This is a genomic window from Francisella orientalis FNO12, from assembly GCF_001042525.2.
Classification (GTDB): domain Bacteria; phylum Pseudomonadota; class Gammaproteobacteria; order Francisellales; family Francisellaceae; genus Francisella; species Francisella orientalis.
This window is the reverse complement of the sequence record NZ_CP011921.2, coordinates 1,113,444-1,138,291: the sequence shown is the minus strand read 5'-3', so window position 1 is coordinate 1,138,291 and position 24,848 is coordinate 1,113,444. Positions and strand designations below refer to the sequence as shown.

The window sequence follows — 24,848 nt, the reverse complement described above, 5'->3', positions numbered from 1 at the left end:
AAAATAGTTACTGAGGTTTATTAATGAAAAAACTATTTGTAAGTTTAATGTGTTTGGTAATTTTTTTACCAAATTTAGCTTTGGTTGCTACACCAGTACCAACAGGTTATGATTTTATCCCTATTCAAGAAGAGATGCAAATTGCTCAACCAGTTGTTGCAACTCATGGTATGGTTTCCTCTCAAGAGGCTTTAGCAAGTCAAGTCGGTTTAGATATATTAAAACAAGGTGGTAATGCTGTAGATGCTGCAGTTGCGGTTGGCTTTGCTTTGGCTGTTACACTACCTAGAGCTGGTAATATCGGTGGTGGTGGTTTTATGATTGTCCATTTACAAGATGGTAATAAGAATATAGCAATAAACTACCGTGAAAAAGCTCCTGCAAAAGCATCTAAAGATATGTTCTTAAACGATAAAGGAGATGTTGATTATGCTAAAGTTTCTGGTTCATACAGTGCTTCAGGTGCGCCAGGTACTGTAGCAGGTTTGGTTGATGCACAACAAAAATATGGTAAATTGAAATTATCACAAGTTATTGCTCCAGCTATCAAGCTTGCTGAAGATGGTATTCCAGTTAGCTATGACCTAAATCAGTCGCTTATAACTGCAAAACCATGGCTTAAAAAATCACCAGAGGCTATGAAAATCTTTTACAAGAAAGATGGCGCTGCTTATGCTGTTGGAGAAATCTTAAAACAGCCTGAACTTGCTAATAGCCTGAAGCTAATAGCAAAACAAGGTAAAAAAGCTTTCTATGAAGGAGATATTGCTCATAAGATAGCAGATAGTATGGCGAAAAATGGTGGTCTAATAACATTACAAGACTTGAAAAATTACAATGTTGAAGAGATAAAGCCACTTAAAGGGACATATCGCGGTTATACAATATATTCCATGCCTCCACCAAGCTCAGGTGGTGTGATTCTGATAGAGTTATTAAATATTCTTGAGAATTTCCCATTAGCTAATTATGGTAACAATAGTGCTAAAACTATTAATCTTATGAGTAATGCAATGAGCTATGCTTATAATGATAGAAATTCTGACTTAGGGGATCCTGGTTTTGTTAAGATGGATTTGGCTAAGTTCTTATCTAAAAAATATGTAAAACAGATTGCACAAAAAATCACTACGGATAAGCATATTCCAAGTAAAGATATAAGTACAGTTAATCCAGAAGATCGTGAGAAACTTCAGACTACTCAGTTTAGTGTAGTTGATAAAGATGGCAATATGGTATCAAATACTTATACGCTTAATTATTCTTATGGGAATGGTATTGTTGTACCAGGAACAGGCATCTTGTTAAATAACGAAATGGATGATTTTGCAGCAAAAGTGGGTGTGGCAAATGTGTTTGGTTTAGTTCAAGGTGAAGCTAATACAGTTGCTCCAAATAAGCGACCATTAAGTTCAATGACTCCAACAATTGTTCTTGATAAAGATGGTAAGCCGTTTTTAGCTACGGGCTCACCAGGAGGAAGTTGTATTATTACAACAACATTACAGGTGATTTTAAATATCATAGACTATAATATGAATTTGCAATCTGCGGTTAATAATCCTCGTATGCATAGTCAGCTATGGCCAGAAGAGATAGGTGTAGAGCAAGGTATATCTGTAGATACTATCAATTTACTTAAGAAAATGGGTAATACTGTAACTCCTTATGCTGCTATGGGTGCTGCTGAGTCTGTAATGTCTGATGGACAGTATGTCTATGGTGCTGCAGATCCACGTAGAGGTAATGCTTTAGCGATAGGTTATTGATCGAAATATCATATTAAAAATAAATAAAATCTTATATTTAGACTTAGTCTTTCAATCGAGGAAAGTATATTTATATTTAATAAGCTTAGTTCATTGATCTTTAGGGTTGTTGTGATAGGAGTCATGTCAATATTTCTTTATCAATTATCATATTCAAATATTATAAAAGTAGATAAAGAACTTACATTATCTGAAAATAATATCAACTATATTGCTACTATACACCAACCAAATGTCAAAGCTATGGCTATCAATAGTGATAGTACAAAGCTATATTCAATTTACTATAATTTTGGTCAGTTATGCGTCAATATTACTAAGTTATCAGCTTCTATTAGTTCAGCTAGTACTCATAGTAACTGCTTTGATAGTATTGATAGTAAAGACAATCATATTGTTGATATGCTAATAAATAAGTTTGGAAATGCTTTTTATTTATTTTCAAAGCATGATATTACAGCTTATAACATTTCACCCATTTCAGACAAGATCAAAGGTAGATTGTTTAACTATTATATTAATTCAGATATTATTCAGGTTATTCCTTCTATGAATTTAGATTTTATCTATGTCCTTACATCATCTGAAAACGCAAGTTCAGGGAAGCTATTAACTTATAAAGTTGATAAAAATGGACAGTTTGACAAAATTTCTGAAGAATATCTAAATTTTAAACCTATTGAGATGATGCTAGGCAAATATAATATTTATATATCAAGTAATAAAGAGATTTATAGATATAGTTTTGACTTAAAAAAAGATATTAATAAAAGTGAGAGAGTTGTATCTATCAATGATGGAGTACTCGAAAGTTTTGATATCACTGAAGATACTGATACAAAAGCTAAATTAGCTGTAGGAATTAGAAAAGTAGATTCGATTAATAATCAAGAATATGGTGTTTATAGATTATATAACTTAGATGGTTTTGTGCAGCTTCAAGAAGAGGAGTCTCTTGATAGAGTGCCAGTTAAAGTAGTTTATAGAGTAGCAAAAGAGCCTCTGATTTTATATGAGAAAGCAAAACTTAAGATTATAGGTGACAGATACATGAGTGCTGAAACTCTTGAACCTTTGAGAAAGGGTACATTAATTGCATTAAATATTCGTAATAATATGAACGGATATAGTTCAAATAGTGTTATAGATGAGAATGTATGTGTTATGACTTTTTGCTCTAAATTTTTTGCTGTAGCAACTAAAGGAGATATTTATGTTTTTAACGTAATTGGTTAATAATACTTTTGGACAGTAAAATCTTATATATGCCTCTTATCATTTAGGTCAATGTTTATAACATTTTTACATTTATTAATCTCTTTAATTTACAAAACTAGGTTTTACTAATGCAAAAATAGATATCTACTATTTATTTTTGTCTATATACAACCCTAAAGAACCCTTATTACAATATAGTTGAAAATTGGAATTTATTAATCACATTAAATAGAGGTGTTACGAATGAGGATTAGTTTTACTTTATTATTTAGTTTTATTAGTCCGATATATGCTGAAAAAGCTGGTAGTCAAGCAGTAGTGTTTATAACAAATAATTTATCAAATCAGATACGTAGTGGCTCTAGTAGAAGTGGTGATATGAAAACAACATCTGCTAGGGAGTGGATTTTATCTAAAGGAAATATCAAGTTTGTAATTGAGACTGCAGATAATGATCATCCAGGTGAGGCATACGATTGGATTTAGGTGATTGATGATAGTAATAAAAAATTTTTAAATATACGTTTTACAAAAATAAATGAAGATGAACCTTGTGAAAGTAAGCTTAGATCTAGAGCTAAGAATATATGTATTAGAGGAGATTATAATGAATTAGTTTCTAGTTATGACCTTACAGATGGTACAAATGTTACTGTTGAAGAAGGAGAAGTTATTAGTGAATATCAGCCTATACATGTAGATATTACTGTTAATTCAGAGGAGGGCTGGAGAAGCTTTGATAGTATAAATGAAATAGATGGAGAACCGGATGTAAAAGTAAGCAATAATATCTAAAGATTATTTAGTACTTAATACAACTAATACTAGTCATTTTTATTTGGAGTTGCAGAACTTCCTGAAAGTATTCTACCATCTACATTTAATTCAATCCCTGTGACATATTTTGATTCATCAGATGCTAGATATAAAGCTGCATAAGCTACATCTTTTGCTTCACCCTCAGAGTTTATAGCATGGACTTTTCGCCAAGAACTTATATCTAAATTTTCAGGGTCATGAGGACCTAAACTCTCTATAAAACCTGTAATGCCAGCATTATTAACTAAAATATTAAGTTTACCAAATTTAGATCTAATATATTGACTAATAATTATCCAATCATCTTCAAAACAAACGTCTAAATGTTTATATTCACAATTTGATGAGTTAATGTCATTAATAGTTTGATTACCCAAGCTATCGTTTATATCTGAAACAATGACATTATAGCTCCCTCACTAGCAAATAGCTCTGCTATAGCTTTACCTATTACTCTAGCAGAGCCTGTTATTAGTGCAACTTTATTTTCTCTAGTCTATGCATATTAAATTCCTTATAGATAAAAGCTTTAGATAAAAAAGAAAAGAATTAGTTTGAAAGAATATATTTTATTAAAGCGCACCACGAGATGCTTTTTTACGATCAGATTCTGTTAGATGTTTTTTTCTTAACCTAATAGACACTGGAGTAATTTCTACAAGTTCATCATCTTCGATAAACTCAAGAGCATATTCAAGAGTCAATTTGATTGGAGTAACTAGAGTAAGAGCATCATCTTTACCAGAGGCACGAACGTTAGTTAGCTGTTTACCTTTACAAGGGTTTACAGCCAGATCGTTATCTCTACTATGAATACCTATAATCATGCCTTCATAGACTTCAGTACCGTGACCGATAAACATTTTACCACGCTCTTGAAGATTCCAAAGAGCATATGCTAATGCTTTACCAGGTACCATAGAAACTAGAGTACCATTTTGGCGAGTTTCTAGAGTTTGTTTCTTCATTGGTCCGTAATGATCAAATACTTTGTTTAGTATACCTGATCCAGATGTAATCGTTAGGAACTCTGTATAGAAACCTATCAAACCACGCGATGGAATAATAAACTCAAGTTTTACTCGACCTTTTCCATCTGGTTCCATATTTTTAAGCTCACCTTGACGTAAGCCCATGCGCTCCATTATAGTACCTTGATGTTCTTCTTCAATATCTATAATAGCTTGTTCATATGGCTCATGTTTTTCACTATCAACATCTTTGAAAATTACATGCGGACGAGATACAGCAATTTCATAACCTTCACGACGCATATTCTCTAGTAAAATAGAAAGATGAAGTTCTCCACGACCTGATACTTTGAACTTATCAGGGTCATCTAATTGTTCAACTCTTAATGCTACGTTGTGAATTAACTCTTTCTCTAGTCTATCTTTGATTTGTCTAGATGTTACAAATTTACCTTCTTTACCTGCAAAAGGAGAGTTATTTACTTGGAAAGTCATGCTGATAGTAGGCTCATCAACAGAAAGAGCAGGTAATGCTTCAACATGATCAGGGTTACATAAAGTATCAGAGATCTTTAGACCTTCCATACCTGTTACACATACTATATCTCCAGCACTAGCTTCTGGTACTTCGTTTCTTTCTAAACCAAGATAGCCTAATATTTGCAGTACACGACCATTTCTTTTTTCACCTTTAGCATTCACGATAGTTATAGGAGTATTTGTCTTGATACGTCCTCTTTGTATACGACCAATACCAATAGTTCCTGTGAAGCTAGAATAATCTAAAGATGATATCTGCATTTGGAATGGTCCATCTTCGTCTACAGCAGGATGTTCAACGTTCTCAATAACAGCCTTGAAAAGATCTGTCATATCTTCTTTTTTCTGATCAAGGTCATTAGTTGCCCAACCATTAATTGCAGAAGCATAGATAATAGGGAAGTCTAATTGTTCATCAGTTGCACCTAATCTATCAAAAAGGTCAAATACTTGGTCAACAACCCAATCAGGACGAGCACCATCTCTATCAATTTTATTGATAACTACGATAGGTTTTAGACCTTGAGCAAAAGCTTTTTCTGTTACAAATCTTGTTTGGGGCATAGGACCATCAACAGCATCAACTAATAGTAGTACAGAGTCAACCATTGATAGTACACGTTCAACTTCGCCACCAAAGTCAGCGTGTCCCGGAGTGTCTACGATATTAATCCTATAGTCATTCCATTTTAGGGCAGTATTTTTTGCAAGGATTGTGATTCCTCTTTCTTTTTCAATATCGTTAGAGTCCATAACTCTTTCAACTTCAGGACCACGGTTTTTAAGCGTTCCTGATTGTTGTAGTAATTTATCAACCAATGTTGTTTTACCATGGTCAACATGTGCAATAATTGCAATATTTCTTAAATTTTCAATCATTAAGGATACCTATTTTTATAAAATCACCAACAATTATAGACTAATAAGGCGTAAAAGTACCTAAAAAAATAGATACTTTAGTTTGAAAGTGGTTTCTATTTTTAATATATGTAACAGAAGATTATATTCCTAAAAATATATCAAAGTAAATAATTTTTTATAATAAAAAAGTTTTACACACTCTAGTATTTAAGTCGAAATAATGGCTGATTTGGAGTTATCAATATAATTTTGTTAAAATTTAAAGTGAATTTGTTAAGTAATTTATAAATGTAGTTAGAGTATGCTGTCACAAGTTAATAAAGTTAAAGCACTTTTTAAGAGTAGAAATTCATATAATGATACTTATATTAGTGAGTTAATATCATCAATTCATCGTGCTGATATTAAAGCTGTTATACTATCTATACTTTGGGCAGCTGGACCTGTTACGATCATAGCTATAACTTTAGGCTATTATCTTAGTCATGGTCAAAAAGTCCCACTAGTTACAGTTGGTACTTTTCTTTTTATGTTTTCTTTGTAGGGTTAGTGGGTTTTATTAGTAAAATTATTTTTGATTCTATTAAGCATCGTAATAAAGAACAGATGCAAGATAAATTTCTATATGTGATAGAGGAGTCATATCAACGTTTATATTTGTCTAAAAAGATTGTTCTAAGCAATTTAACTGATCAAGTACGAGACAACAAAATTGCATATGAAATTTTTGCTAAATCTCATCCGACAAGTAAAGAAATTTTTTATGCTTTTGAGCTACATTTTGATAAAGAAATGGCTGAGTTTCTGAGATTATATATTTAGATCGTGATAATGGTTTTCCTATTGATACGCCAGCTAACAAACGTAAGCTAATAAAGTTTTATAAACAGATAAGTACTAGTCAAAGTATTTCTGAAGATTTGAAAGAGAAGTTCTTACAAGCTTTAGTAGGCAAATATTCAGATCTAAAAATGGGGCTTGACAGAAAAGTAGGCTTTTTATCTAAAGTTTATAATAGTGCTGGGATGTATAATCTATTTGATTTAGAAGATGCGAATAATGTTATAACTCTTTTTATAGAGCTACTACCAGGTAGAATAATCTATTATCTAAAGGCGGTTTCCAAGTTTGAAGATGCTAAAAAAGATTATTTATTTACTTCTATAGAGAATTTAAGAACGGGAATTCTCAAGAAATATAATCATATTTTAGGTATTTATAAACAATGTTATTTAGCAGTATCTGAAGTCGCTCCTGATTTTGATTTGATAGAAGTTGTTGATACTGCTCCAGATATAACAAACAATCTAAATCAATTAGAACAATCAATAAAACAACTATCTATAAAAAATTAGCCTAAAGAAATCAAAAAGCTAGTACAACAAAATAAAAACAGATTTTACCAAAGAGTGCGTATAGTAAAAACTCAGCTTAAAAGGATGAATATTTTATTGCACCAATGGAAATCTTTAGAGTTTGGTAATGATGAGAAATTGAGCAAAAATATAGAACATCAATTAGCCTATATATTTCTCGAAGAGCAAATGAGAATGTCTATAGCTTATAAGATGTTTCAATATATAAACCATGAGCATGATTTTTCTTCAAAAACTGAGCAAATCAAAGCTTATGCTCGACAGATAGTAAAAATATTACAAGAACCATTAGATTTACAAGAATCTACAGTGTTAACAGCTATTGAAAGTTCTCCAAAGGCAAATCTTAGTAGTATAAGATTTAGTAATTCAATAACAGAGAGGCTTAATACTACTTACAATCTATGTAAATCTGTTAAGACAAACATTATAGAACTAAGAAAGCATCTAAACAAAATATTAGTGACACAGTATATTTAGCAACTCATCTTGTTAATCTTGTATACCTAGCTACCATAGTTTCATTACCACTAGTTCCACCGCAGTGAATATAGATAATAGGCTTTGTAAGTTTGTGATATTCGTTTAATAATGCTCGCCAAGCTATAGGGTCATATAGTAGATCAAACTCAATTTCTGTTTGCTCTTGAAGCTTTTGGTATATCGTATAATTTTGGGTATCTAATTGCCCAAAATGAGTTTTAAAGTTTAAATTGAGAATTCTAGGATGCTTTAAACTACTATCAATATCATTAAATTGTTTTTTCAAGTATTGATTATCACCAACACATGCAACAGTATAAGCTTTACCTGGTAGATACTTTTCAAGATATAATGCAGTTGTTCCAGTACCAGATGCCACAACAACACTATAATTATCAATATCATTTTCTAGAGAGTACTTTTTGATTTCATGAGCACAGTCAGCTATGCCTTCTTCAGCAAGACTATTTCTACCACCTTGATCAAAGAAGTAATGACTATTATCTATATTGTAACTTGTTTTTATATTTTCTAGATTTAGTGAGCTTGTAGTTTCAAATAATTGCATGCCATTTTCTAGAGCTAGCTTTAGGTTGCCATTTTTAGCATTCTTAAGAAATTTTGGTAATGGTTTTATCCAATAATGGAAATTCCAAGCCTTAATTTTAGCTAGCTGCGACAATGCCAACATGAAATTAGAATGATTACCACCAAAAGATATAATAGTTTTGATGTGAGAATATTTATCTGGATTTTTAAGAAGATAAGTTAATTTTCTGGCTTTATTACCAGAGAAGATAGGGTGATTTAGATCATCTCTCATTACAATGAAATCTTTATTCTCAAAAGATATTTCTTGAAACAATGAGACCATTTAAGAAATTATTCTTCTAATAGTTCAAACTCTTCCTTACCAACACCACAGTCAGGACACTCCCAATCTTCAGGTACATCTTCCCATCTAGTACCAGGTTCGATACCATCTTCTGGCCAACCTTCAGCTTCATCATAAATTAAACCACAAACGATACAAATGTATTTTCTATATTCCATAATTAACTCTAAAAAAAAATGATTAATAAATAAAAAGTTGCGATATTTTAGCATTATAAAAATCGTATATCCAGTGCCTTATTAAAACATTACAAAAGGTTATACTTAGATTCATCAATGCCAATCTTACGTGATTTATTTGAAAAAAATATAATATTATTTTCAACGAAAAGATCTGTAATTTGTCTAGGTATATCTTTGTCTAAATGCCTTTTAATTAATCTATAGAAAGCATCTTTATTTGTTTCATTAAAGTGTTTTTTAAATGTTTTATCAACGACACCTTCGTAGCATTCAAGGAATTTTTTGATGCGCACTTTGGGGTCAGTATTGCTATTACCTGTATCACATTGGTTAGGAGCTGCAGTAGCTATATTGAATCCTTTGTGTGTATAGTATGATGCGATACCTTTAAAAATTCGGTCATTACTAAAAATTGTAATACTAAGATAAGTACGAAAATCGCAATATCTTTCGACATATTCGCCAACTTTAGCACAAATATAACCATCCATATTATCTTTGTTACCTTCACCGTAAATTATTGGTACAAGTTCAAAGTTGTGATAGATCTGGGTTTTATTGAAGTTTGCTTCTAATTCTTGTGGATTTGTAAAGACAATTACTCTGTCAAAATTACCATCAGAAATATGAGCGAAATTATTATAGTTTTCAGAATCAACTATTGCTAGTTTGAGATATTCCATAATTACCTGACTCCTTATCCTAGCGCTTATAATATCTATTTTACCTTAAAAGCTGTGTTATTATCTATACTCTGTTAAAATTATACCAAAATGGTAAAGTTTAGATTTTATGATTGATTTTCAATATAGCTATATAGATTTATCTGATAAATTTTATTCAGAACAAAAAGTGTATAGATATCCTGATGCAAAGTTACTGATTGTAAATGATTGTTTAGCCAAGGATTTAGGTTTAGATTTAGAAGGTAAATCAGAGCAAGAATTATTAAAAACTTTCTTAGGTTATAATGGTAAAAAGCCAATTTCCCAAGCTTATGTAGGTCATCAGTTTGGTAATTTTACAATGCTAGGAGACGGTCGAGCTATCTTAATTGGTGAGTACAAAAAAGCAAATGGAGAGCTGGTTGATTTTCATTTAAAAGGAGCAGGTTTAACTAAGTTCTCTCGAGGTGGTGATGGCAAAGCAGCTTTAGCGCCAATGCTTAGAGAATATATAGTTAGTGAAGCTATGTATGATTTATGCATACCCACTAGCCGAATTTTAGCTGTGATATCAACAGGTGAAAATATTCAAAGAAGTAAATTACAACAAGGAGCAATAGCTCTTAGAGTTGCAAGTAGTCACATTAGAGTAGGTACTTTTCAGTATGCGGCTATGCTTGGGGAGAGTTATAACCAAGAGTTATTAGACTATACGATTATTAGACATAATATTCCATACACTGATAATAAAGCTTTGAGCTTACTTGATTATGTCATTGATAAACAGACAACTTTAATAACACAATGGGAAAGAGTAGGTTTTATTCATGGGGTTATGAATACTGATAATATGACTATCTCAGGCGAAACTATTGACTATGGACCTTGTGCATTTATGGATACTTATGATCCTGATACTGTTTTTAGTTCAATAGATCGAGATGGAAGATATGCGTTTGCTAATCAAGCATCAATCGCTGGCTGGAATATTGCAAGACTAGCAGAAAGTTTATTGAAACTTATCTCACAGGATGAGGATGAAGCTATTAAATTAGCTCAAGATAAACTGCAAAGTTATTCAGAAATTTATAAGCAAAAATGGAGACAAATGTTTCTTAGTAAATTGGGTATTAGCAGTAGTGATGATGAAACTATTTTAGATTTACTCGTTGATATGTTTAAGCATAAGTTAGATTATACAAATACGTTCTATAATCTAAGCTATAATGATTTTGATCACTTGCGAAATAAAGGCTTAAAAGATTGGTTAGATAAATATGTCAATTGCGATATCAATTTCGAAAGTATGATGCAATCTAATCCAGTAATAATTCCACGTAATCATCAAGTTGAAAAAGCACTTGAGTTTGCAGAGAATGGTAATTTTAGCATTCTTCAAAGTCTAGTGACAGCACTTGAAACACCATATGAATTAAATGCTCTCACTAAGAAATATATCGCAGAACCTCTAGAACAAGAGAAAGTTAGATTTACTTTTTGTGGTACTTAAATAGTTTATTAAATATTAGCGTGTTAAGAAGCTTTGGTAGTTTTATCTACGATAATAGCTGTTGTCATAGTACCATGAATATTTAGGGGAGTTCTAAAGCTATCGATAATAGTGTCAACACCGATGATTAAAGCAATCATTTGCCAAGGTAGCCCAAAGTAAGAAAAAACGACACCCGCAGCAACAAATGCTGTACCTGGAATTCCAGATACACCTAGTGAAGCCAACATACAGATTAATGAAATCAATATCACAGTTGAAAATGTGATATCTACACCTGTAGCATTCATTGCCATTATTGCTAGCACTGCAGGAAATACCCCAGCACAACCATTCATACCTAGAGTAGTACCCATAGTTGGTGCAAATGTAGCAATACTACAGGTAGTACCGTATTTGTTTAAACCATCTATTGATAACGGTAGAGTGCCCATACTAGATCTAGATGTAGCAGCAACTAACATAGCTTTCCAAATACTTTTGTAGAATCTGACAATGTTAGTTCTAAATATGACTAATAGAATAATATGCATTATTAGAACAATTGCTAATGCTATGTAGCAAGTGAAGATAAAATATAAAACTGTAGAAATGCTATTATTATCTAGCTCTATGCTCATTTGTATCATCAATCCAAGTACACCATAAGGTGTGATAGCAATAATCATTCTAGCTAATTTCTTTATTACGAAAAATGCTGAATCTACAAAACTGATGAAAGGAGCTGCTAGTTTACTATCTTCACGATGAGCTATTAGCATTGAGAAGCCAAGAAGTATCGCAAATATAACTACAGCCATTACATTATTATTATCCATCTGATGGAAAATATTTTCAGGTAAAAATCCTAAGACAGTCTCAGATATGCTTGATGTTTTTATATCTTTAGCAACATTGCCTGTAATAGATGCGATATCTATACCATGACCTAAATTCATTATGATAGCAACAGTAGCTCCTATAGCAGCACTTACCCCAGTTAATATAAGTAGTATTGCTATTGTTTTATATGCAAATTTTATAACATAATAGCCTTCATAGTTTTTTAGATTTACTATTGAATGGATAATAGATGTCAGAACAATAGGTATAATTAGCATCTTAAGTAAAGAAATATAACCGTCACCCAATATATTACTAATCTGGATGAAACTATTGCTATAGCTATCAGTCGAGTTATAGATAATGCCAATAATTATTCCAGTAGCTAGAGCTAATATTGTTCTAAAATTAAAACTAACCTGCTTAATGTGTAAGTATATTAATAAGGCGATTGAGATTATAAGTAAAATTACCATATTTAAAACCTATTATAGAAAGTTGTAGAGAAGAATTTTAACATGGTTTACTAATTTGGTATACATAGTAAATGGCGGAGAGGTAAGTTATCAAAAATTAATAATGACAGTTTAAATTTGATAGATGTTTTTTTGTTGTAAAAATAAAAAAAACAAGCTTATAATCGATTACCTGTAATTTTTATTTCATCAGTTAATATGACAAAAACTCTTATGCATCAAGAGGCTAGTAGTAGCTTCGAGAAAGTTGCTAATCAACTTAAACTTAATAAAGATATTGTTAAAACTATAGTTAAAACTCTTAAGGAAAAAAATATTAAAAGAGTTATTACTGTAGCGAGAGGCAGTTCTGATTGTGTAGCGAATTATGCAAAGTATTTATTTGAAACACAACTTGGATTTAGTGTTTCTTCGTTACCACCATCTATAACAACTATTTATAACAAAAATATAGGTGATGAACATACATTAGCTATAGGTATATCACAATCTGGAGGTAGTCCAGATTTGCGTCTAGCACTTGACGGTTGTAAAAAAGCTGGATGTATTACTTTAGCTATAGTGAATGTTGAGAAATCTCCTTTAGCAGATAGTGCTGATTTGGTATTGCCTGTAAGAGCTGATGCAGAAAATGCAGTTGCAGCGACTAAGAGTGTAATAACCTCTTTAGTAGCGCTAGTAAGTATTGTAGCTGAATATAACCAAGATCAAGCTTTATTGGATAGTTTAAATAATCTTCCACAAGCACTAGAGAAAAGCTTGAATTCTGATTGGACTCCAGCAATACAAGAGCTTAAAAAAAGTAAAAATATGTTTGTTATCGGAAGAGGCTTTGGATTTCCAATAGTCCAAGAGATGGCTTTGAAGTTTAAAGAAACTTGTGGAATACACGCTGAGGCATTTAGTTCTGCTGAGGTGTTGCATGGCCCATTTGCACTTATGAATCAAACTTTTACAACATTTACTATTTTGCAGCATGATGAAAGTGCTCAAGGTACTCGAGAGATTGTTAAGCGAATGTCTGACTTAGGAGTTAGAACTGTATTTGCTACGACAGATAATGATTCTAGTGCAAAAGTTCACTTATATGTAGATGTAAAAACTCATCTAATTCTTGAAACTATAGTTCTATTGCAGAAGTTTTATCTAATGGTAAATGAATTAGCGCTGTCATTAGGATATAACCCAGATAGTCCAAGTAATCTAAAAAAAGTTACAGAAACTGTTTAATTTATTTTGAAATGATAATTTACTGATGACTTTATTTTTTAAAGGAGAAAAGAATGAAAGAAGCTAATAAGCTTAAAGTGTTTATGATTATATTCTTCTCAGCAATGGGTGGAATGTTGTACGGATATGATATAGGTATAATAGGCGGTGCTTTACCTTTTATCAAATCTGAATTGGGTATGACTGCAGCACAAGAATCATTTTTAGGAGGTTCAGTTTTATTTGGTGGAGCCTTTGCAATTCTTATAGGTGGTATATTAGCGGATATTTTTGGAAGAAAAAATATTATTACTGCGTCTGGATTAATATTCGTAATATCAGTATTCATGATTTATTCTGCTGAGAGTTATAATTTCCTTTTATTTTCAAGATTAGTTCAAGGCGTAGCAGTTGGTTTTATATCTATAACAGTTCCGCTATATTTGACAGAATCTGTGCCTAGTATGATTCGCGGTTTAGCCGTCACATGTTTTCAGCTATTTCTCACAGCAGGAATATTAATATCTGTTGCAGTAAGCTTATTGTTTATATCAAATGATCCTGTAACTGGTTTAGAAACTGGTGACTGGAGAAATATGTTTCTTACAGCTTTAATTCCTGGTCTGATTGTATTTATAGGAGGGTTTTTACTAATTAAATCTCCTAGATGGCTGATTATGAAAAACAGAGAGCTAGAAGCAGAAAAAATCTTATCAGAAACTATAGGTGTAGATGCAGCAAAACAGCAAATGCAAGAAGTTAAAGCTTTGATTGAGAAAACTAAAAATGAAGGTAGTTTATTATCGAGTCTTACAAAAATACATTATTTAATGCCAATGCTTATAGTATTCTCAGTTGCAATTTTAGCTCAAATGACTGGGATTAACAGTATCTTACAATACGCTCCTACGATGCTAAAAGAAACAGGCTTAGGTTCTGTATATGCAGCTGTTGTTGGTGGCGTTGCAATTACGGGTCTTAACTTTGTGACAACAATTATAGCCGTAGTTATAGCTGATAAAATAGAGAGGAAATTTGTAATTACTTTTGGAACTTTAATGGTTTCTATAGTCTTACTTACTCTAGCAGTTTTAATGTATGCTATGCCTGATACTTCAGCAAAAGGTATGGTATTACTTGTTGGTTTCGTATTATATATATTTTTCTTTGCAATCGGTCCAGGAGCATATATATGGGTTATCATGTCTGAGTTATTACCTACAAATATTAGAAGTAAAGGTTTAGCTGTCGCACTATTCTTAAATAGTATGGCTTCTGCAATTTTAGCTTCGTCTGTTATGCCTATTACTCAACATTTTAATGGAAATTACGGTGTAATTTTAGGTATATGTGGAGTATGTACTTTGGTGTATAGCTTTATCGCGTTTAAATTTGTACCAAAAACAAATGGACGTACTCTAGAAGAAATCGAACAAGGTTTTATCAAATAACTTTTACTAATTTTATATTCTTTCTCATCTTTTATTTTCAATAATCAAATAGTTTAGATAATATCTTTATTAAGTATTATCCATTTTAAATTTATTCAATTTGATATAAGGCATATATGAAAAAGAATTTAATAGCTGTATTACTTGGTTCATAGTGTTTACTTAAATAGTGGATTTGCAACTAATTTTGATGTACAAAAAATTCAAATAAAAAATATCAGTCAAAATAATCAGAATTTTGATATGAGTATTGATATCAAAGTTAATCAAAATCAATCAGGAAATTGGTTTTTATATGCCAAGAACTTATAATTCATCTAAAGAAGTAAATTCTGATCTTTCTCTTAAGGTAACTGATTTAAATACTAAAAAAATCGGCAAATTTAATTTATGTTAAAAAAACAGATAATCTGATTACTATGCCGATATATGCGGATGGGTATAGTAATTTATTTAGAACTATTTCTGATTTTGAACTAGAGGCAGCGCATACATATAGATTTAGTTTCGAGAATAATAACCAATGGTCTCCTAGTAATATATCATCTTTTCCTCAGAGTTTCTTTTTAATTGACTTTAAAGGGAGTGTAATAACTTCCAATGCTAATCTAGATGCTTATATATCTAAAGATACTAAGGAAATTTTAAGTATTCAGAGCTATGATCCTACTAAGATTGATATGGAAATCCAACAAAAGTTACAATTATATGTTGATAACTCAATTGCCAGTAATTCTTCTGAATTTGCAAATCAATATCATCTGATACCAAAGCCTCTAAGTATTAGTGATATTGGCTCAAAGCAAAATATAAATTTAGATAATGGAGTATATACGGATGATTCTGATAGTAAGCAGAATATCAAATTGTTAAATCAATATTTTAAAACAGATAAGATTGCAACTAATGATTTAAAAGCAGTTACTGATAAAAAATATGCGAGTATTATTCATGAAAAAGACTTATCAATTAAAAATAAAGAAGGTTATATTTTAAAAATAATTGATAATAAAATCTATACTAGATACCAGACAAGTGCTGGTTTACTCTATGCTATCCAAACCCTGAGAAACCTTTATCAAAAAGATAATGTTGGTAGTAAAAATAGTAGTAATATGTTGATATTTCCTCAAGTAACAATCAAAGATCAACCAAGATTTCAGTATAGAGGTATACTGCTAGATATCGCTAGACATTACTTTAGTGTTCAGACAATAAAACACTAATTGATGCTATGGCAAGCCAAAAGTTAAATACTCTACATATTCACTTTTCTGATGATGGAGGTTTTAGGCTAGCTCTAGAATAGTGTAGATGTTAAAAGAGCCAGTACAAGAGGATATAATGATAGCTCAACTATTCCGGTACAAATGTATCAACAAGCAAATTTAGATAAATCAAACTACTTTAATCAGAAAATAAAAGATGGCAATATTATATCGCCTAATTACCCAACAGTGCAACGATTTATGAGGGATATTATTCAAAAAAAGATATTCAAGAGATTATTAGTTATACAAATGCTAGACAAATAACAGTTATTCCTGAAATAGATTTGTCAGGTCATGCTAAAGCACTAATTGATTCAGCACCTGATATATTTATTAATAAATCTGATAAAAGTGACTATATAAGTGTACAAGGATATTATGATGATGTTTTACCAGTATGTTTATATAATCATGCAAATACACAAGGAGAACTTTTTACAGCTAAAATTGATCAGATTATAACTGAGATATACAAACTTTTTGATAATCAGAGTACAGTATATTTTGAGCCACAAATTAGTGTAGGTAGTGATGAAGTTTCCGTTGATGCTTGGACTAATGAATCAACATGTGAGAATCAAAAAGATTTAAACGCATTAGAAAAGTTGCATAAATTCTTCAAAGAGTTGCAACAAAATACTAATCTAAGAATATCTGGATGGCAGCAAACAGTTCAAAATGATCCTAATGGAAATTTAGCAGGAGGTATTGATAAAAATTCAATACCTTCTAATAAAACCGGATATATTTGGGTTTGGAGTGCATTTAACAGCTCAGGTTATAGTGAAGCACAGCAACTTGCAAAGTCTGGTTACTCTACAGTATTGGCGTATGCTGATGATACATATTTTGATTTAACGTATAGTCCTGATATTTGGGAACCTGGTTTTTATTGGGCTACGAAATATGCAGATACTCATGCTGCTTTAAATAGTGCTTTAGATTCAAAAACCACAATTACAAGTTTATCAGCAAAAGCAGCTAAAAATATAAAAGGTTTAGAAGGAGCGCTGTGGTCAGAGAATATCAATAATGCTAATCATTTATGGTATATGGAATTTCCTAAAATGACTGGTTTAGCTGAAACATCATGGGCAGATCAAAATATTACTGTCAAAGATAAAAAAAATAAACTGGGATAGTTTAGCGTATGGATTAGGAACCGATAACACTAAATTTTTGGGATACATAGATAGAATTATTAACCCTAATAATGATAAAACTATTATCTCTTATAGAGGATTCCCTAATGGTATCTCCCAAGAATTACCTAAGAAATAATAAGTATGGCTATGCCGGATTATCTATATCTATAAATTTTGTATCTAAAGCAAACTCTTGTTTAAGTAATTCAGCAATAGTCTTAACACCCTCTTTTTCAGTGGCATGATGTCCAGCTGCTATATAGTTAATACCTAGTTCTCGAGCAGTATGTGTTGTTTTTTCAGAGATTTCTCCTGATATAAAAGTGCTAGCTCCGGCCTGATATGCATATTCAATATAGTCTTGTGCTCCACCAGTACAAATAGCTACTTTTTTATTTTGATGTTTTGTAGCAATTACAGTTGGTTTTCTATCAAGTTTATTTTCTATTAAATTGCTAAAACTATCTAAATCTAAATCACAGTTACCTATCACTGAAATATCAGGTTTAGAACCCGTTTCAAAAAACTCTAGATTTGTAAGATTTAGCTTTTTTGCTAATAAGACATTATTACCTATTTTAGAATGTCCATCTAGAGGTAAGTGATAACCAAATAGGTGTATACCATTTTTTATAAGTTTTGAGATACGCTCATACTTCATACCTATGATAGGGTAACTTTCACCTTTCCAAAAATAACCATGATGTACAATAATAGCATCAGTATTCTCTTTTACAGCTTGGTCTATAAGTGCCTGACATGCTGTGACGCCGGTGACAACTTTTTTGATATCTCTATCCCCTTGAATTTGTAGACCATTTGGGCAATAGTCTTTGAATTGAGCAATATCAAAGTAGTTATTTAAGTAATTTTCTAATTCTTTAAAGTTCATAACTTATGAAAATTAATATTTATAATGATATAATCTTACATTATATAACTTTTCGTTAAATTATTTAAAAATATAAATATAATTTGGAGGTTCTTATATGAGTAAAACAAATGTTGTAAGAGTAGGAGATGTCTTAATTGGCGGAGATAATCCTGTTGTTGTCCAATCGATGACAGATACATATACTGCGGATATTGAAAAGACAGTTAAACAAATTTTAGCTCTTCATAAAGCAGGTAGCGAGATAGTTAGAATTACCGTTAATGATGAGACAGCGGCTGCCGCTGTACCAGATATTGTTAAAGAGTTAGCAAAGCACGATTGTCATGTACCTCTAGTTGGTGACTTTCATTACAATGGTCATACTTTACTTAGTAAATATCCAGAGTGTGCAAAGGTACTAGCAAAATATCGTATAAATCCAGGTAATGTGGGTTTTGGTAAGAAGAAGGACACTCAGTTTGCAGAGATTATCAAAATTGCGATTGCAAATGATAAGCCTGTTCGTATTGGGGTTAACTGGGGAAGTTTAGATCAGGCATTATTAGCTAGGCTAATTGATGAGAATAATGCTCAAGAAAATCCGCTAACATTGCAGCAAATAATGCACAAAGCGATTATTACTTCAGCATTAGAAAGCGCAAAATATGCACAAGAGCTTGGTTTAGCAAAAGATAAAATCATCATCTCATGTAAAGTTAGTGAAGTTCAAGACTTAGTAGCGGTGTATCAAAAGCTTGCTAAAGAGTGTGATTATACTCTACACTTAGGGCTGACTGAAGCTGGTATGGGTACAAAAGGTATTGTTGCTAGTGCTGTTAGCTTGGGAATATTGTTACAACAAGGTATAGGGAACACTATACGTGTATCACTAACTCCAGCACCAAATGCTCCACGTACAGAAGAGGTTAGAGTGTGTCGAGAGATTTTACAAAGCCTTGGTATGCGAACATTTACTCCAAGTGTGACATCTTGTCCAGGCTGTGGAAGAACTTCTAGCTCATTTTTTAGAGAGCTAACTAGTACAGTTAAAGAGCATTTAGATGAAAAAATGCATATATGGAAAGACCAATATCATGGTGTTGAAGCTATGAAAGTAGCTGTGATGGGGTGTGTTGTAAATGGTCCAGGTGAGTCAAAAAATGCTGATATTGGTATTAGTTTACCAGGCAGTGGAGAGTCTCCTGTGGCACCAGTATTTATAGATGGCAAAAAAGCTCATACTCTCAGAGGTGATAATATCTCAAAAGAGTTTATAGAGATTGTCGAGAATTATGTTAAAAATTGTTACGCTAAAAAATAGGTAAGTTTAAGAGGATGTCAGTAGTTTTTGTAAATACGCCTTTTGCTAGACTTAAACTAGGTTATACAAATAATACGCAAGGCTTTAGTAAAGATAAATATGCTAAATTTAATCTAGCCGATAATGTTGGTGATAAGCATTTAGCTGTAGAAAAAAATCGTAATTCATTTAGATCTTACATCAACGCTGATATTAAATGGTTAAGGCAAAATCATACAAATATTGTCACAAGTTTTGATGAATATAGAGGTGATTTCTGTGATGCTATTGTTACAGATAAGCCTAAGCAAGCTTGTGTAGTTTTGACAGCAGATTGTCTACCTATAATACTTTTTGATAAAAAGATAACAAAAGTAACTGCTATTCATGCTGGTTGGAGAGGCTTATTACAAGGAATATTAGAGCAGACTCTCAAAGAGTTTGTTGGCTTAGATCTAGTAGCTTGGTTTGGTCCTTGTATTTCTGGAAATTTCTATGAAGTTGGTCGTGATGTTCATGATAAATTTGTAGAGCAGCATGAAGCTTATGGACAAGCATTTCGTTCAAAAAGTGAAGATAAATATCTTTTTGATATGAGAATGGTAGCCCGACAGATATTAAATGACAATCACTGTTTTGATATAGTCGACTCTGGCTTATGTACTTACAGTAACAAAAGATTTTACTCTTATCGCAAAGAGGGTATTACAGGTAGACAAGCTACATTTGTATGGTTTGAATGAATTTAAATATATCTAATGGGGATAAAATGTCTGGAAAATTACAAGTTTTAAGAAGATTAATAAAAGAAAAGGGCTATGATTTTTATTTAGTCCCTTCTATAGATGATCATAATAATGAGTATGTTCCAGAGTGCTGGCAATATCGTAGCTGGATTAGTGGATTTGATGGTTCAGCAGGAGATGTGCTTATAGGTTTAGATAAAGCTTATCTTTCAACCGATGGTAGATATTTCACTCAAGCAGAATATCAACTTGATAAAAATGAATTTGTATTATTAAAGCAAACAGCTTTTTCTTCAAAAATAGAAGAGTGGCTTGAAGAGAATTTAGCTAGTAAAACACTTGCGATAGATCCAAAAAAAATAGGTATTACTAGAGCGGAAAATTTATTATCAATAGCAAAAAAAGTTGATGGTAAAATTGTTTTTGATAATACTAATCTGGTAGCTCAAGCTCAAAAAGAGCTTAATCAAGAAACTGCTATACCTAAAGAAAATATTTTTGTACACGAAATTCAATATGCTGGTCAAACGGTTGATTCAAAACTAAGAAATCTTAGAACATATTTGAAGTCTATCAAAGCAGAGTGTTTGATAGAAACAAGCTTAGACTCGATTATGTGGACTTTAAATATTAGAGGTAGAGATATCAAAAATACACCATTGGCTGTTTGCTATATGGTAGTTACAGTTGAAAGTACTTTCTTATATATTGATAAAGATAAAGTTACAGATGAGATTCATACTCATTTTGAACAAAATAATGTGATCGTTCTTGACTATAAAGAGTTCTTTGCCGATCTGAAAAAGTTTGCTGCAAAGTTTGTTATTGATAGTAATGTTGTAAGTTATGCTGTTAAATTAGCAATCAAAGAAAATGAGCATAGTAAACTTATCGAAGACACTAGTCCAATAATTTTGAGTAAGGCATTAAAAAACCCTATTGAAATAAATGGATCAAAAGATGCTCATAAAAAAGATGCTGCTGCATTTATTTCGTGGTGGCATTGGATGGAGAACAACTATCAAGGGATAGATGAACTTGATGCGATGGCAAAACTCAGAGAGTTTCGTGCTAAGCAAAAAGGTTATGTTGAAGATAGTTTCTTGTATATTGTTGGTCATGCTGCTAATGGTGCAATTATTCATTATTCAGCTAAGAGAGATGTTAATCTAAAGAAAATTGATGATCAAGCACCTCTTTTGTGCGATTCTGGAGGTCAGTATAAAGAAGGAACAACTGATATTACACGTGTACTTCACTTCGGTAGACCATCTAATGAGCATAGAAGATACTATACACTAGTTTTAAAAGGTCATCTGGGCTTAGGCAGGTCAGTCTTTCCAAAAGGAACTACAGGATCTCACTTAGATGTATTAGCACGTGAGCATTTATGGCATTTTTGTTCAGATTATGCTCATGGAACAGGTCATGGAGTGGGTAGTTTCTTAGGTGTGCATGAAGGACCTCAACGTATAAACTCGGCTTCTAAAGTTGAGCTAATGCCCGGCATGATTCTAAGTAATGAACCAGGAGCATATTTTCCATGTCAGTTTGGTATTAGAATTGAGAACTTGTGTTATGTAAAACAACGTAATCAAGATTCTCCTACGGGGCATGGACCTTTTTATTGTTTTGAGGATTTGACATTAGTACCTTATGAATATAAGTTGATTGAAACATGGATGCTAACTTATACCGAGAAAAAAACTATAAACAATTACTATAGTAGAATTAGAAAAGAAGTATTACCATTAATCGGAGATCAAGAAGTCAAAGATTTCTTATTATTCAAGACAAGACATATTAAATAGCTGAATAATTTTTTATTTCTAATATTTTTCAATTAATATAGATGAAAATTTCTAATGATGTTTTTGTGATAAAAAATAGGTAAACATGTCAGCAAAAAATAAAAATTCTAACAAAGATAATAAGAAGTCAATTAGCTATGTAAAGATAGTATTATTTTTGATATTAACTATTAGTGGAGGTTTTTCAGGACTTCTATTTGATAAGTTTGATATTAAAGAAAAAGTTATAGATTTACGTTATAAAATATATAACTTTTTTACTAGCGAGCCACTAAAGCAATATACTGCTAAAGATAATCAAAATATAATTGCAAAATTCTTTTCTGAAAGTGATAGTGCAAAAGATCAGCAGCAGCAAATAAATCAATTTGAAAATCTTAAGCAGTATTCACCTGTTAGAACACTGCCTGCTGTAACTGATTATTGTCATGGTTTTTTGGCTTATGGTAATCCTAGTTATGATGTGACAGAAGGGTTAGGACAGTCAAATCTCTACCTATGTCGTGATGGCTATGTTGTTGGTTATAATTATCAAACTAAAGAGGCGAGTTGGGTAGCATTTAAACTTACAAAGTCAAAAGTCGCTAATAAACTAAAAAGAGATGATAAATTTAAAGAGGATAGTGATATACCTTTTGTTTATCGAGCTACATTAGATGATTATTCACGCTCTGGTTATGATAGAGGACATTTGGCATCTTATGCTTCTATGGATTTTAGTAAAAAGTCTGCAGATGAGTCATTTTTATTGTCGAATATGTCTCCTCAAAAACCCGGTTTGAATAGGCAAGGTTGGGAGAGATTAGAGACGGATGAGCGAATTTGGGCAAATATGTATGATTCAATCTATGTATATACAGGTCCTATCTATAAGAAACAGAAGATATATAAAACAATAGGTGATAATAAAATAGCAGTGCCTGATTATTTCTTTAAGATAATATATGTACCCTCTAAAAACCAAGCCATAGCCTTTGTAATGCCTAATGCAAGAGTTGAGAAAACAAAGATTGCAAATTATAGAGTATCAATCAAGGATATTGAACAGCGTACAGGACTACATTTCTTGACGAATATTCAAGATAGAGATTCTGTTATAAATAATGTCTCTTCTATGAGGAGGACATCTTATTTGTAACTATTATATGATAAGTTATCTACAGTAAGCTTAGATGCTTGTTGAATAATTTTTTGATTACCCAGAGCTTTTACATCACTAAGGTTTGTATATAGAATACTTAGAGCAAAAGGTTGTTTATCCTGTGGCCAAATTATCGCTACATCATTAGTAGCTGCATACTCTCCACAAGTTCTTGTCTTATCACCAATTGTCCAATTTTTAGGCATACTATACGCTATTCTATTTGCACCAGTATTATTTTTTTGTAAATATCCTATGAAGATTTCACGATGTTTTTTATCTAAAATATTACCAAATGCTAGATTATAGATATCTTGAGTTATAGCTTTGGGCGTTGTTTTGTTGATATCACTATCTGGCTTTGTATGATTGATTTTAGGCTCATCATTTTTGATAATAGTATCTTTATCTCCAAGTTTTGTTACAAATTTGTTGAGATTCTCTAAGCCTCTAATCTCTCTAACAAGAATATTTGCTGCAGGATTATCACTTAGAATAGCTGCATAATTGAGCTGTGATATTATCAAAGTTTTACCAATATTTTTGCCTGTTACTGGAGCATAACCTAGAGTACCAATATCGTCTTGAGTTATTAGAATTTTTTTATCTAAAAAACCTTTGTCTTGCATATCATATTATAGAACTGCACCAACTAATAAAAATTTAAAAACACTACAAATTGGGCAGTGATAATTTTCATTGTAGCTGATATTAGTTTTATCATCTGTATTGACGGTATATATACCGAGTTTACCATGATATTTATTTTCCAGATTCTTAAAAGAGTCATCTAGAGTAGTGTTTGCTAGTAAAAATGTTGGAATTAAGGATAATGATGTAAATAGTAGACGTTTCATTTGAATTTAACATATTGTCATGAGTTAGTAGTTAGAGTCTATAGAAGAGTTATTCTAAACAAAATGCTATCTAGTAATTATTTGTGATACTCTCAAGATATATTAAACAATATGTTTAAATTTTAGTCGCCATGGTAAATTCAGGAAAGGATTTCATTACAAAATCTATCTTCTTCCTCCTGCTATTCTCATGCCAATTGGTGGTGCTGCTTGCGTAATTCTATTAGCATTGATATTTTGTTGTATATAATGATCAGTTTTTTCTCTATCTATATTTGTCCCATATTCTGTTAGCAGCATTATCTAATCCATAATACGGTCTATGGAATAAATATCCACACTTATAAGGAATATAGCTATATGATAAGTAATTGTTATAATATTGAGAACAGTAACCTGAATAATAATTATTTTCTAATTGATTGTTATTATTACTGCTACTATTAGTTTGATTTG

General features: G+C 31.6%; 26 protein-coding genes and 2 pseudogenes. 19 read left to right on the top strand and 9 right to left on the bottom strand.

Features of this window, described 5'->3' with window-relative positions; translation table 11 throughout:
- Positions 1-23 precede the first annotated feature (23 nt).
- The 4 genes from ggt to FNO12_RS05835 all read left to right on the top strand — a co-directional run bounded on the left by ggt (position 24) and on the right by FNO12_RS05835 (position 3,782).
- Entirely contained in the window at positions 24-1,769 is a 1,746-nt protein-coding gene (gene ggt / locus FNO12_RS05850) for a gamma-glutamyltransferase (protein ID WP_014715570.1), read from the top strand.
- A 123-nt stretch (positions 1,770-1,892) separates the two neighbouring features.
- Complete coding sequence (locus tag FNO12_RS05845; protein WP_014715571.1) at positions 1,893-3,005, top strand: hypothetical protein; 1,113 nt, start codon at positions 1,893-1,895, stop codon at positions 3,003-3,005.
- A 225-nt stretch (positions 3,006-3,230) separates the two neighbouring features.
- Positions 3,231-3,473: a hypothetical protein gene (locus FNO12_RS05840; RefSeq protein WP_030005655.1), complete on the top strand. Its 243-nt coding sequence runs from the start codon at positions 3,231-3,233 to the stop codon at positions 3,471-3,473.
- A complete protein-coding gene (locus tag FNO12_RS05835) occupies positions 3,474-3,782 on the top strand; it encodes a hypothetical protein (RefSeq protein WP_030005654.1) in 309 nt (102 codons plus the stop codon).
- A gap of 29 nt (positions 3,783-3,811) precedes the next feature.
- Here FNO12_RS05835 and FNO12_RS11775 read toward each other — a convergent pair whose 3' ends face one another.
- Together FNO12_RS11775 and typA are read right to left on the bottom strand one after the other, a co-directional pair.
- On the bottom strand, positions 3,812-4,183 hold the full coding sequence (locus tag FNO12_RS11775) for an SDR family oxidoreductase (protein ID WP_014715572.1): 372 nt from the start codon (positions 4,181-4,183) through the stop codon (positions 3,812-3,814).
- Between the two features lie 195 nt (positions 4,184-4,378).
- Entirely contained in the window at positions 4,379-6,196 is a 1,818-nt protein-coding gene (gene typA / locus FNO12_RS05825; protein WP_014715573.1) for a translational GTPase TypA, read from the bottom strand.
- A 283-nt stretch (positions 6,197-6,479) separates the two neighbouring features.
- Between typA and FNO12_RS09685 the strand changes: the two genes are divergently transcribed.
- From FNO12_RS09685 to FNO12_RS10750, 4 genes are all read left to right on the top strand, one after another.
- Positions 6,480-6,722 (top strand): hypothetical protein, encoded by a 243-nt coding sequence (locus tag FNO12_RS09685; RefSeq protein ID WP_014715574.1) that lies wholly within the window; start codon positions 6,480-6,482, stop codon positions 6,720-6,722.
- Between the two features lie 5 nt (positions 6,723-6,727).
- Positions 6,728-7,000: a hypothetical protein gene (locus FNO12_RS10760; protein WP_231138757.1), complete on the top strand. Its 273-nt coding sequence runs from the start codon at positions 6,728-6,730 to the stop codon at positions 6,998-7,000.
- A 98-nt stretch (positions 7,001-7,098) separates the two neighbouring features.
- The gene (locus FNO12_RS10755) at positions 7,099-7,533 is read left to right on the top strand and encodes a hypothetical protein (protein ID WP_231138756.1); all 435 of its coding nucleotides are present in this window, start codon (positions 7,099-7,101) and stop codon (positions 7,531-7,533) included.
- 84 nt (positions 7,534-7,617) lie between these two features.
- On the top strand, positions 7,618-8,034 hold the full coding sequence (locus FNO12_RS10750; protein WP_231138755.1) for a hypothetical protein: 417 nt from the start codon (positions 7,618-7,620) through the stop codon (positions 8,032-8,034).
- Positions 8,035-8,038: 4 nt separating this feature from the next.
- Here the strand turns inward: FNO12_RS10750 and FNO12_RS05815 are convergent, their stop codons facing one another.
- The 3 genes from FNO12_RS05815 to FNO12_RS05805 form a co-directional block, all read right to left on the bottom strand.
- On the bottom strand, positions 8,039-8,911 hold the full coding sequence (locus tag FNO12_RS05815; protein ID WP_014715575.1) for a pyridoxal-phosphate dependent enzyme: 873 nt from the start codon (positions 8,909-8,911) through the stop codon (positions 8,039-8,041).
- An 8-nt stretch (positions 8,912-8,919) separates the two neighbouring features.
- The gene (locus tag FNO12_RS05810) at positions 8,920-9,090 is read right to left on the bottom strand and encodes a rubredoxin (protein WP_014715576.1); all 171 of its coding nucleotides are present in this window, start codon (positions 9,088-9,090) and stop codon (positions 8,920-8,922) included.
- 89 nt (positions 9,091-9,179) lie between these two features.
- A complete protein-coding gene (locus FNO12_RS05805) occupies positions 9,180-9,797 on the bottom strand; it encodes a PIN domain-containing protein (RefSeq protein ID WP_014715577.1) in 618 nt (205 codons plus the stop codon).
- 109 nt (positions 9,798-9,906) lie between these two features.
- Here FNO12_RS05805 and FNO12_RS05800 point away from each other — a divergent pair, with 109 nt between their 5' ends.
- Positions 9,907-11,289 (top strand): protein adenylyltransferase SelO, encoded by a 1,383-nt coding sequence (locus FNO12_RS05800; RefSeq protein ID WP_014715578.1) that lies wholly within the window; start codon positions 9,907-9,909, stop codon positions 11,287-11,289.
- A gap of 23 nt (positions 11,290-11,312) precedes the next feature.
- Here the strand turns inward: FNO12_RS05800 and FNO12_RS05795 are convergent, their stop codons facing one another.
- Entirely contained in the window at positions 11,313-12,587 is a 1,275-nt protein-coding gene (locus tag FNO12_RS05795; RefSeq protein ID WP_014715579.1) for a dicarboxylate/amino acid:cation symporter, read from the bottom strand.
- Between the two features lie 198 nt (positions 12,588-12,785).
- On the opposite strand from FNO12_RS05795, the gene FNO12_RS05790 reads away from it, so the two are divergent.
- From FNO12_RS05790 to FNO12_RS10735, 6 genes and pseudogenes are all read left to right on the top strand, one after another.
- Positions 12,786-13,817, top strand: coding sequence for an SIS domain-containing protein (locus tag FNO12_RS05790; RefSeq protein WP_014715580.1), 1,032 nt, complete (start codon positions 12,786-12,788; stop codon positions 13,815-13,817).
- Positions 13,818-13,870: 53 nt separating this feature from the next.
- The gene (locus tag FNO12_RS05785; RefSeq protein WP_014715581.1) at positions 13,871-15,247 is read left to right on the top strand and encodes a sugar porter family MFS transporter; all 1,377 of its coding nucleotides are present in this window, start codon (positions 13,871-13,873) and stop codon (positions 15,245-15,247) included.
- A 144-nt stretch (positions 15,248-15,391) separates the two neighbouring features.
- Positions 15,392-15,559 carry a hypothetical protein gene (locus FNO12_RS10745; protein WP_030005653.1) on the top strand — a complete coding sequence of 56 codons (168 nt, stop codon included), beginning with the start codon at positions 15,392-15,394 and terminating at the stop codon, positions 15,557-15,559.
- Positions 15,560-15,666: 107 nt separating this feature from the next.
- Complete coding sequence (locus FNO12_RS10740) at positions 15,667-16,473, top strand: glycoside hydrolase family 20 zincin-like fold domain-containing protein (RefSeq protein WP_030005652.1); 807 nt, start codon at positions 15,667-15,669, stop codon at positions 16,471-16,473.
- An 8-nt stretch (positions 16,474-16,481) separates the two neighbouring features.
- Positions 16,482-16,556, top strand: coding sequence for a family 20 glycosylhydrolase (locus FNO12_RS11770; protein WP_071794885.1), 75 nt, complete (start codon positions 16,482-16,484; stop codon positions 16,554-16,556).
- A 156-nt stretch (positions 16,557-16,712) separates the two neighbouring features.
- Positions 16,713-17,558, top strand: a pseudogene (locus tag FNO12_RS10735) (family 20 glycosylhydrolase); the annotation flags it as partial.
- A gap of 250 nt (positions 17,559-17,808) precedes the next feature.
- On the opposite strand, the gene FNO12_RS05765 reads toward FNO12_RS10735, so the two are convergent.
- Positions 17,809-18,555 (bottom strand): Nif3-like dinuclear metal center hexameric protein, encoded by a 747-nt coding sequence (locus FNO12_RS05765; protein ID WP_014715582.1) that lies wholly within the window; start codon positions 18,553-18,555, stop codon positions 17,809-17,811.
- Positions 18,556-18,652: 97 nt separating this feature from the next.
- On the opposite strand from FNO12_RS05765, the gene ispG reads away from it, so the two are divergent.
- The 4 genes from ispG (at position 18,653) to FNO12_RS05745 (ending at position 23,532) form a co-directional block, all read left to right on the top strand.
- Positions 18,653-19,858 (top strand): flavodoxin-dependent (E)-4-hydroxy-3-methylbut-2-enyl-diphosphate synthase, encoded by a 1,206-nt coding sequence (gene ispG / locus FNO12_RS05760; protein ID WP_014715583.1) that lies wholly within the window; start codon positions 18,653-18,655, stop codon positions 19,856-19,858.
- A gap of 14 nt (positions 19,859-19,872) precedes the next feature.
- A complete protein-coding gene (pgeF, locus tag FNO12_RS05755; protein ID WP_014715584.1) occupies positions 19,873-20,580 on the top strand; it encodes a peptidoglycan editing factor PgeF in 708 nt (235 codons plus the stop codon).
- A gap of 26 nt (positions 20,581-20,606) precedes the next feature.
- On the top strand, positions 20,607-22,394 hold the full coding sequence (locus FNO12_RS05750; RefSeq protein WP_174805275.1) for an aminopeptidase P family protein: 1,788 nt from the start codon (positions 20,607-20,609) through the stop codon (positions 22,392-22,394).
- Positions 22,395-22,479: 85 nt separating this feature from the next.
- Entirely contained in the window at positions 22,480-23,532 is a 1,053-nt protein-coding gene (locus FNO12_RS05745) for a DNA/RNA non-specific endonuclease (protein WP_014715586.1), read from the top strand.
- Here FNO12_RS05745 and bla read toward each other — a convergent pair.
- Both bla and FNO12_RS10730 read right to left on the bottom strand, forming a co-directional pair.
- A pseudogene (gene bla / locus FNO12_RS05740) lies at positions 23,523-24,392 on the bottom strand (class A beta-lactamase). The gene FNO12_RS05745 and the pseudogene bla overlap by 10 nt on opposite strands.
- Positions 24,393-24,557: 165 nt before the next feature.
- On the bottom strand, positions 24,558-24,692 hold the full coding sequence (locus FNO12_RS10730; RefSeq protein ID WP_014715587.1) for a hypothetical protein: 135 nt from the start codon (positions 24,690-24,692) through the stop codon (positions 24,558-24,560).
- Positions 24,693-24,848 lie beyond the last annotated feature (156 nt).

What these genes read in the sequence shown, in the direction of transcription:
- FNO12_RS05840 (WP_030005655.1), top strand. Translation starts at nt 3,231, where the DNA reads ATGAGGATTAGTTTTACTTTATTATTTAGTTTTATTAGTCCGATATAT.
- FNO12_RS05800 (WP_014715578.1), top strand. Translation starts at nt 9,907, where the DNA reads ATGATTGATTTTCAATATAGCTATATAGATTTATCTGATAAATTTTAT.
- FNO12_RS10750 (WP_231138755.1), top strand. Translation starts at nt 7,618, where the DNA reads ATGAATATTTTATTGCACCAATGGAAATCTTTAGAGTTTGGTAATGAT.
- typA (WP_014715573.1), bottom strand. Translation starts at nt 6,196, where the DNA reads ATGATTGAAAATTTAAGAAATATTGCAATTATTGCACATGTTGACCAT.
- pgeF (WP_014715584.1), top strand. Translation starts at nt 19,873, where the DNA reads ATGTCAGTAGTTTTTGTAAATACGCCTTTTGCTAGACTTAAACTAGGT.
- FNO12_RS05810 (WP_014715576.1), bottom strand. Translation starts at nt 9,090, where the DNA reads ATGGAATATAGAAAATACATTTGTATCGTTTGTGGTTTAATTTATGAT.
- ispG (WP_014715583.1), top strand. Translation starts at nt 18,653, where the DNA reads ATGAGTAAAACAAATGTTGTAAGAGTAGGAGATGTCTTAATTGGCGGA.
- FNO12_RS05765 (WP_014715582.1), bottom strand. Translation starts at nt 18,555, where the DNA reads ATGAACTTTAAAGAATTAGAAAATTACTTAAATAACTACTTTGATATT.
- FNO12_RS10740 (WP_030005652.1), top strand. Translation starts at nt 15,667, where the DNA reads ATGCCGATATATGCGGATGGGTATAGTAATTTATTTAGAACTATTTCT.
- FNO12_RS05795 (WP_014715579.1), bottom strand. Translation starts at nt 12,587, where the DNA reads ATGGTAATTTTACTTATAATCTCAATCGCCTTATTAATATACTTACAC.
- FNO12_RS05815 (WP_014715575.1), bottom strand. Translation starts at nt 8,911, where the DNA reads ATGGTCTCATTGTTTCAAGAAATATCTTTTGAGAATAAAGATTTCATT.
- FNO12_RS05805 (WP_014715577.1), bottom strand. Translation starts at nt 9,797, where the DNA reads ATGGAATATCTCAAACTAGCAATAGTTGATTCTGAAAACTATAATAAT.
- FNO12_RS05845 (WP_014715571.1), top strand. Translation starts at nt 1,893, where the DNA reads ATGTCAATATTTCTTTATCAATTATCATATTCAAATATTATAAAAGTA.
- FNO12_RS10730 (WP_014715587.1), bottom strand. Translation starts at nt 24,692, where the DNA reads ATGCTGCTAACAGAATATGGGACAAATATAGATAGAGAAAAAACTGAT.
- FNO12_RS05790 (WP_014715580.1), top strand. Translation starts at nt 12,786, where the DNA reads ATGACAAAAACTCTTATGCATCAAGAGGCTAGTAGTAGCTTCGAGAAA.
- FNO12_RS05750 (WP_174805275.1), top strand. Translation starts at nt 20,607, where the DNA reads ATGTCTGGAAAATTACAAGTTTTAAGAAGATTAATAAAAGAAAAGGGC.
- FNO12_RS09685 (WP_014715574.1), top strand. Translation starts at nt 6,480, where the DNA reads ATGCTGTCACAAGTTAATAAAGTTAAAGCACTTTTTAAGAGTAGAAAT.
- FNO12_RS05785 (WP_014715581.1), top strand. Translation starts at nt 13,871, where the DNA reads ATGAAAGAAGCTAATAAGCTTAAAGTGTTTATGATTATATTCTTCTCA.
- FNO12_RS05745 (WP_014715586.1), top strand. Translation starts at nt 22,480, where the DNA reads ATGTCAGCAAAAAATAAAAATTCTAACAAAGATAATAAGAAGTCAATT.
- ggt (WP_014715570.1), top strand. Translation starts at nt 24, where the DNA reads ATGAAAAAACTATTTGTAAGTTTAATGTGTTTGGTAATTTTTTTACCA.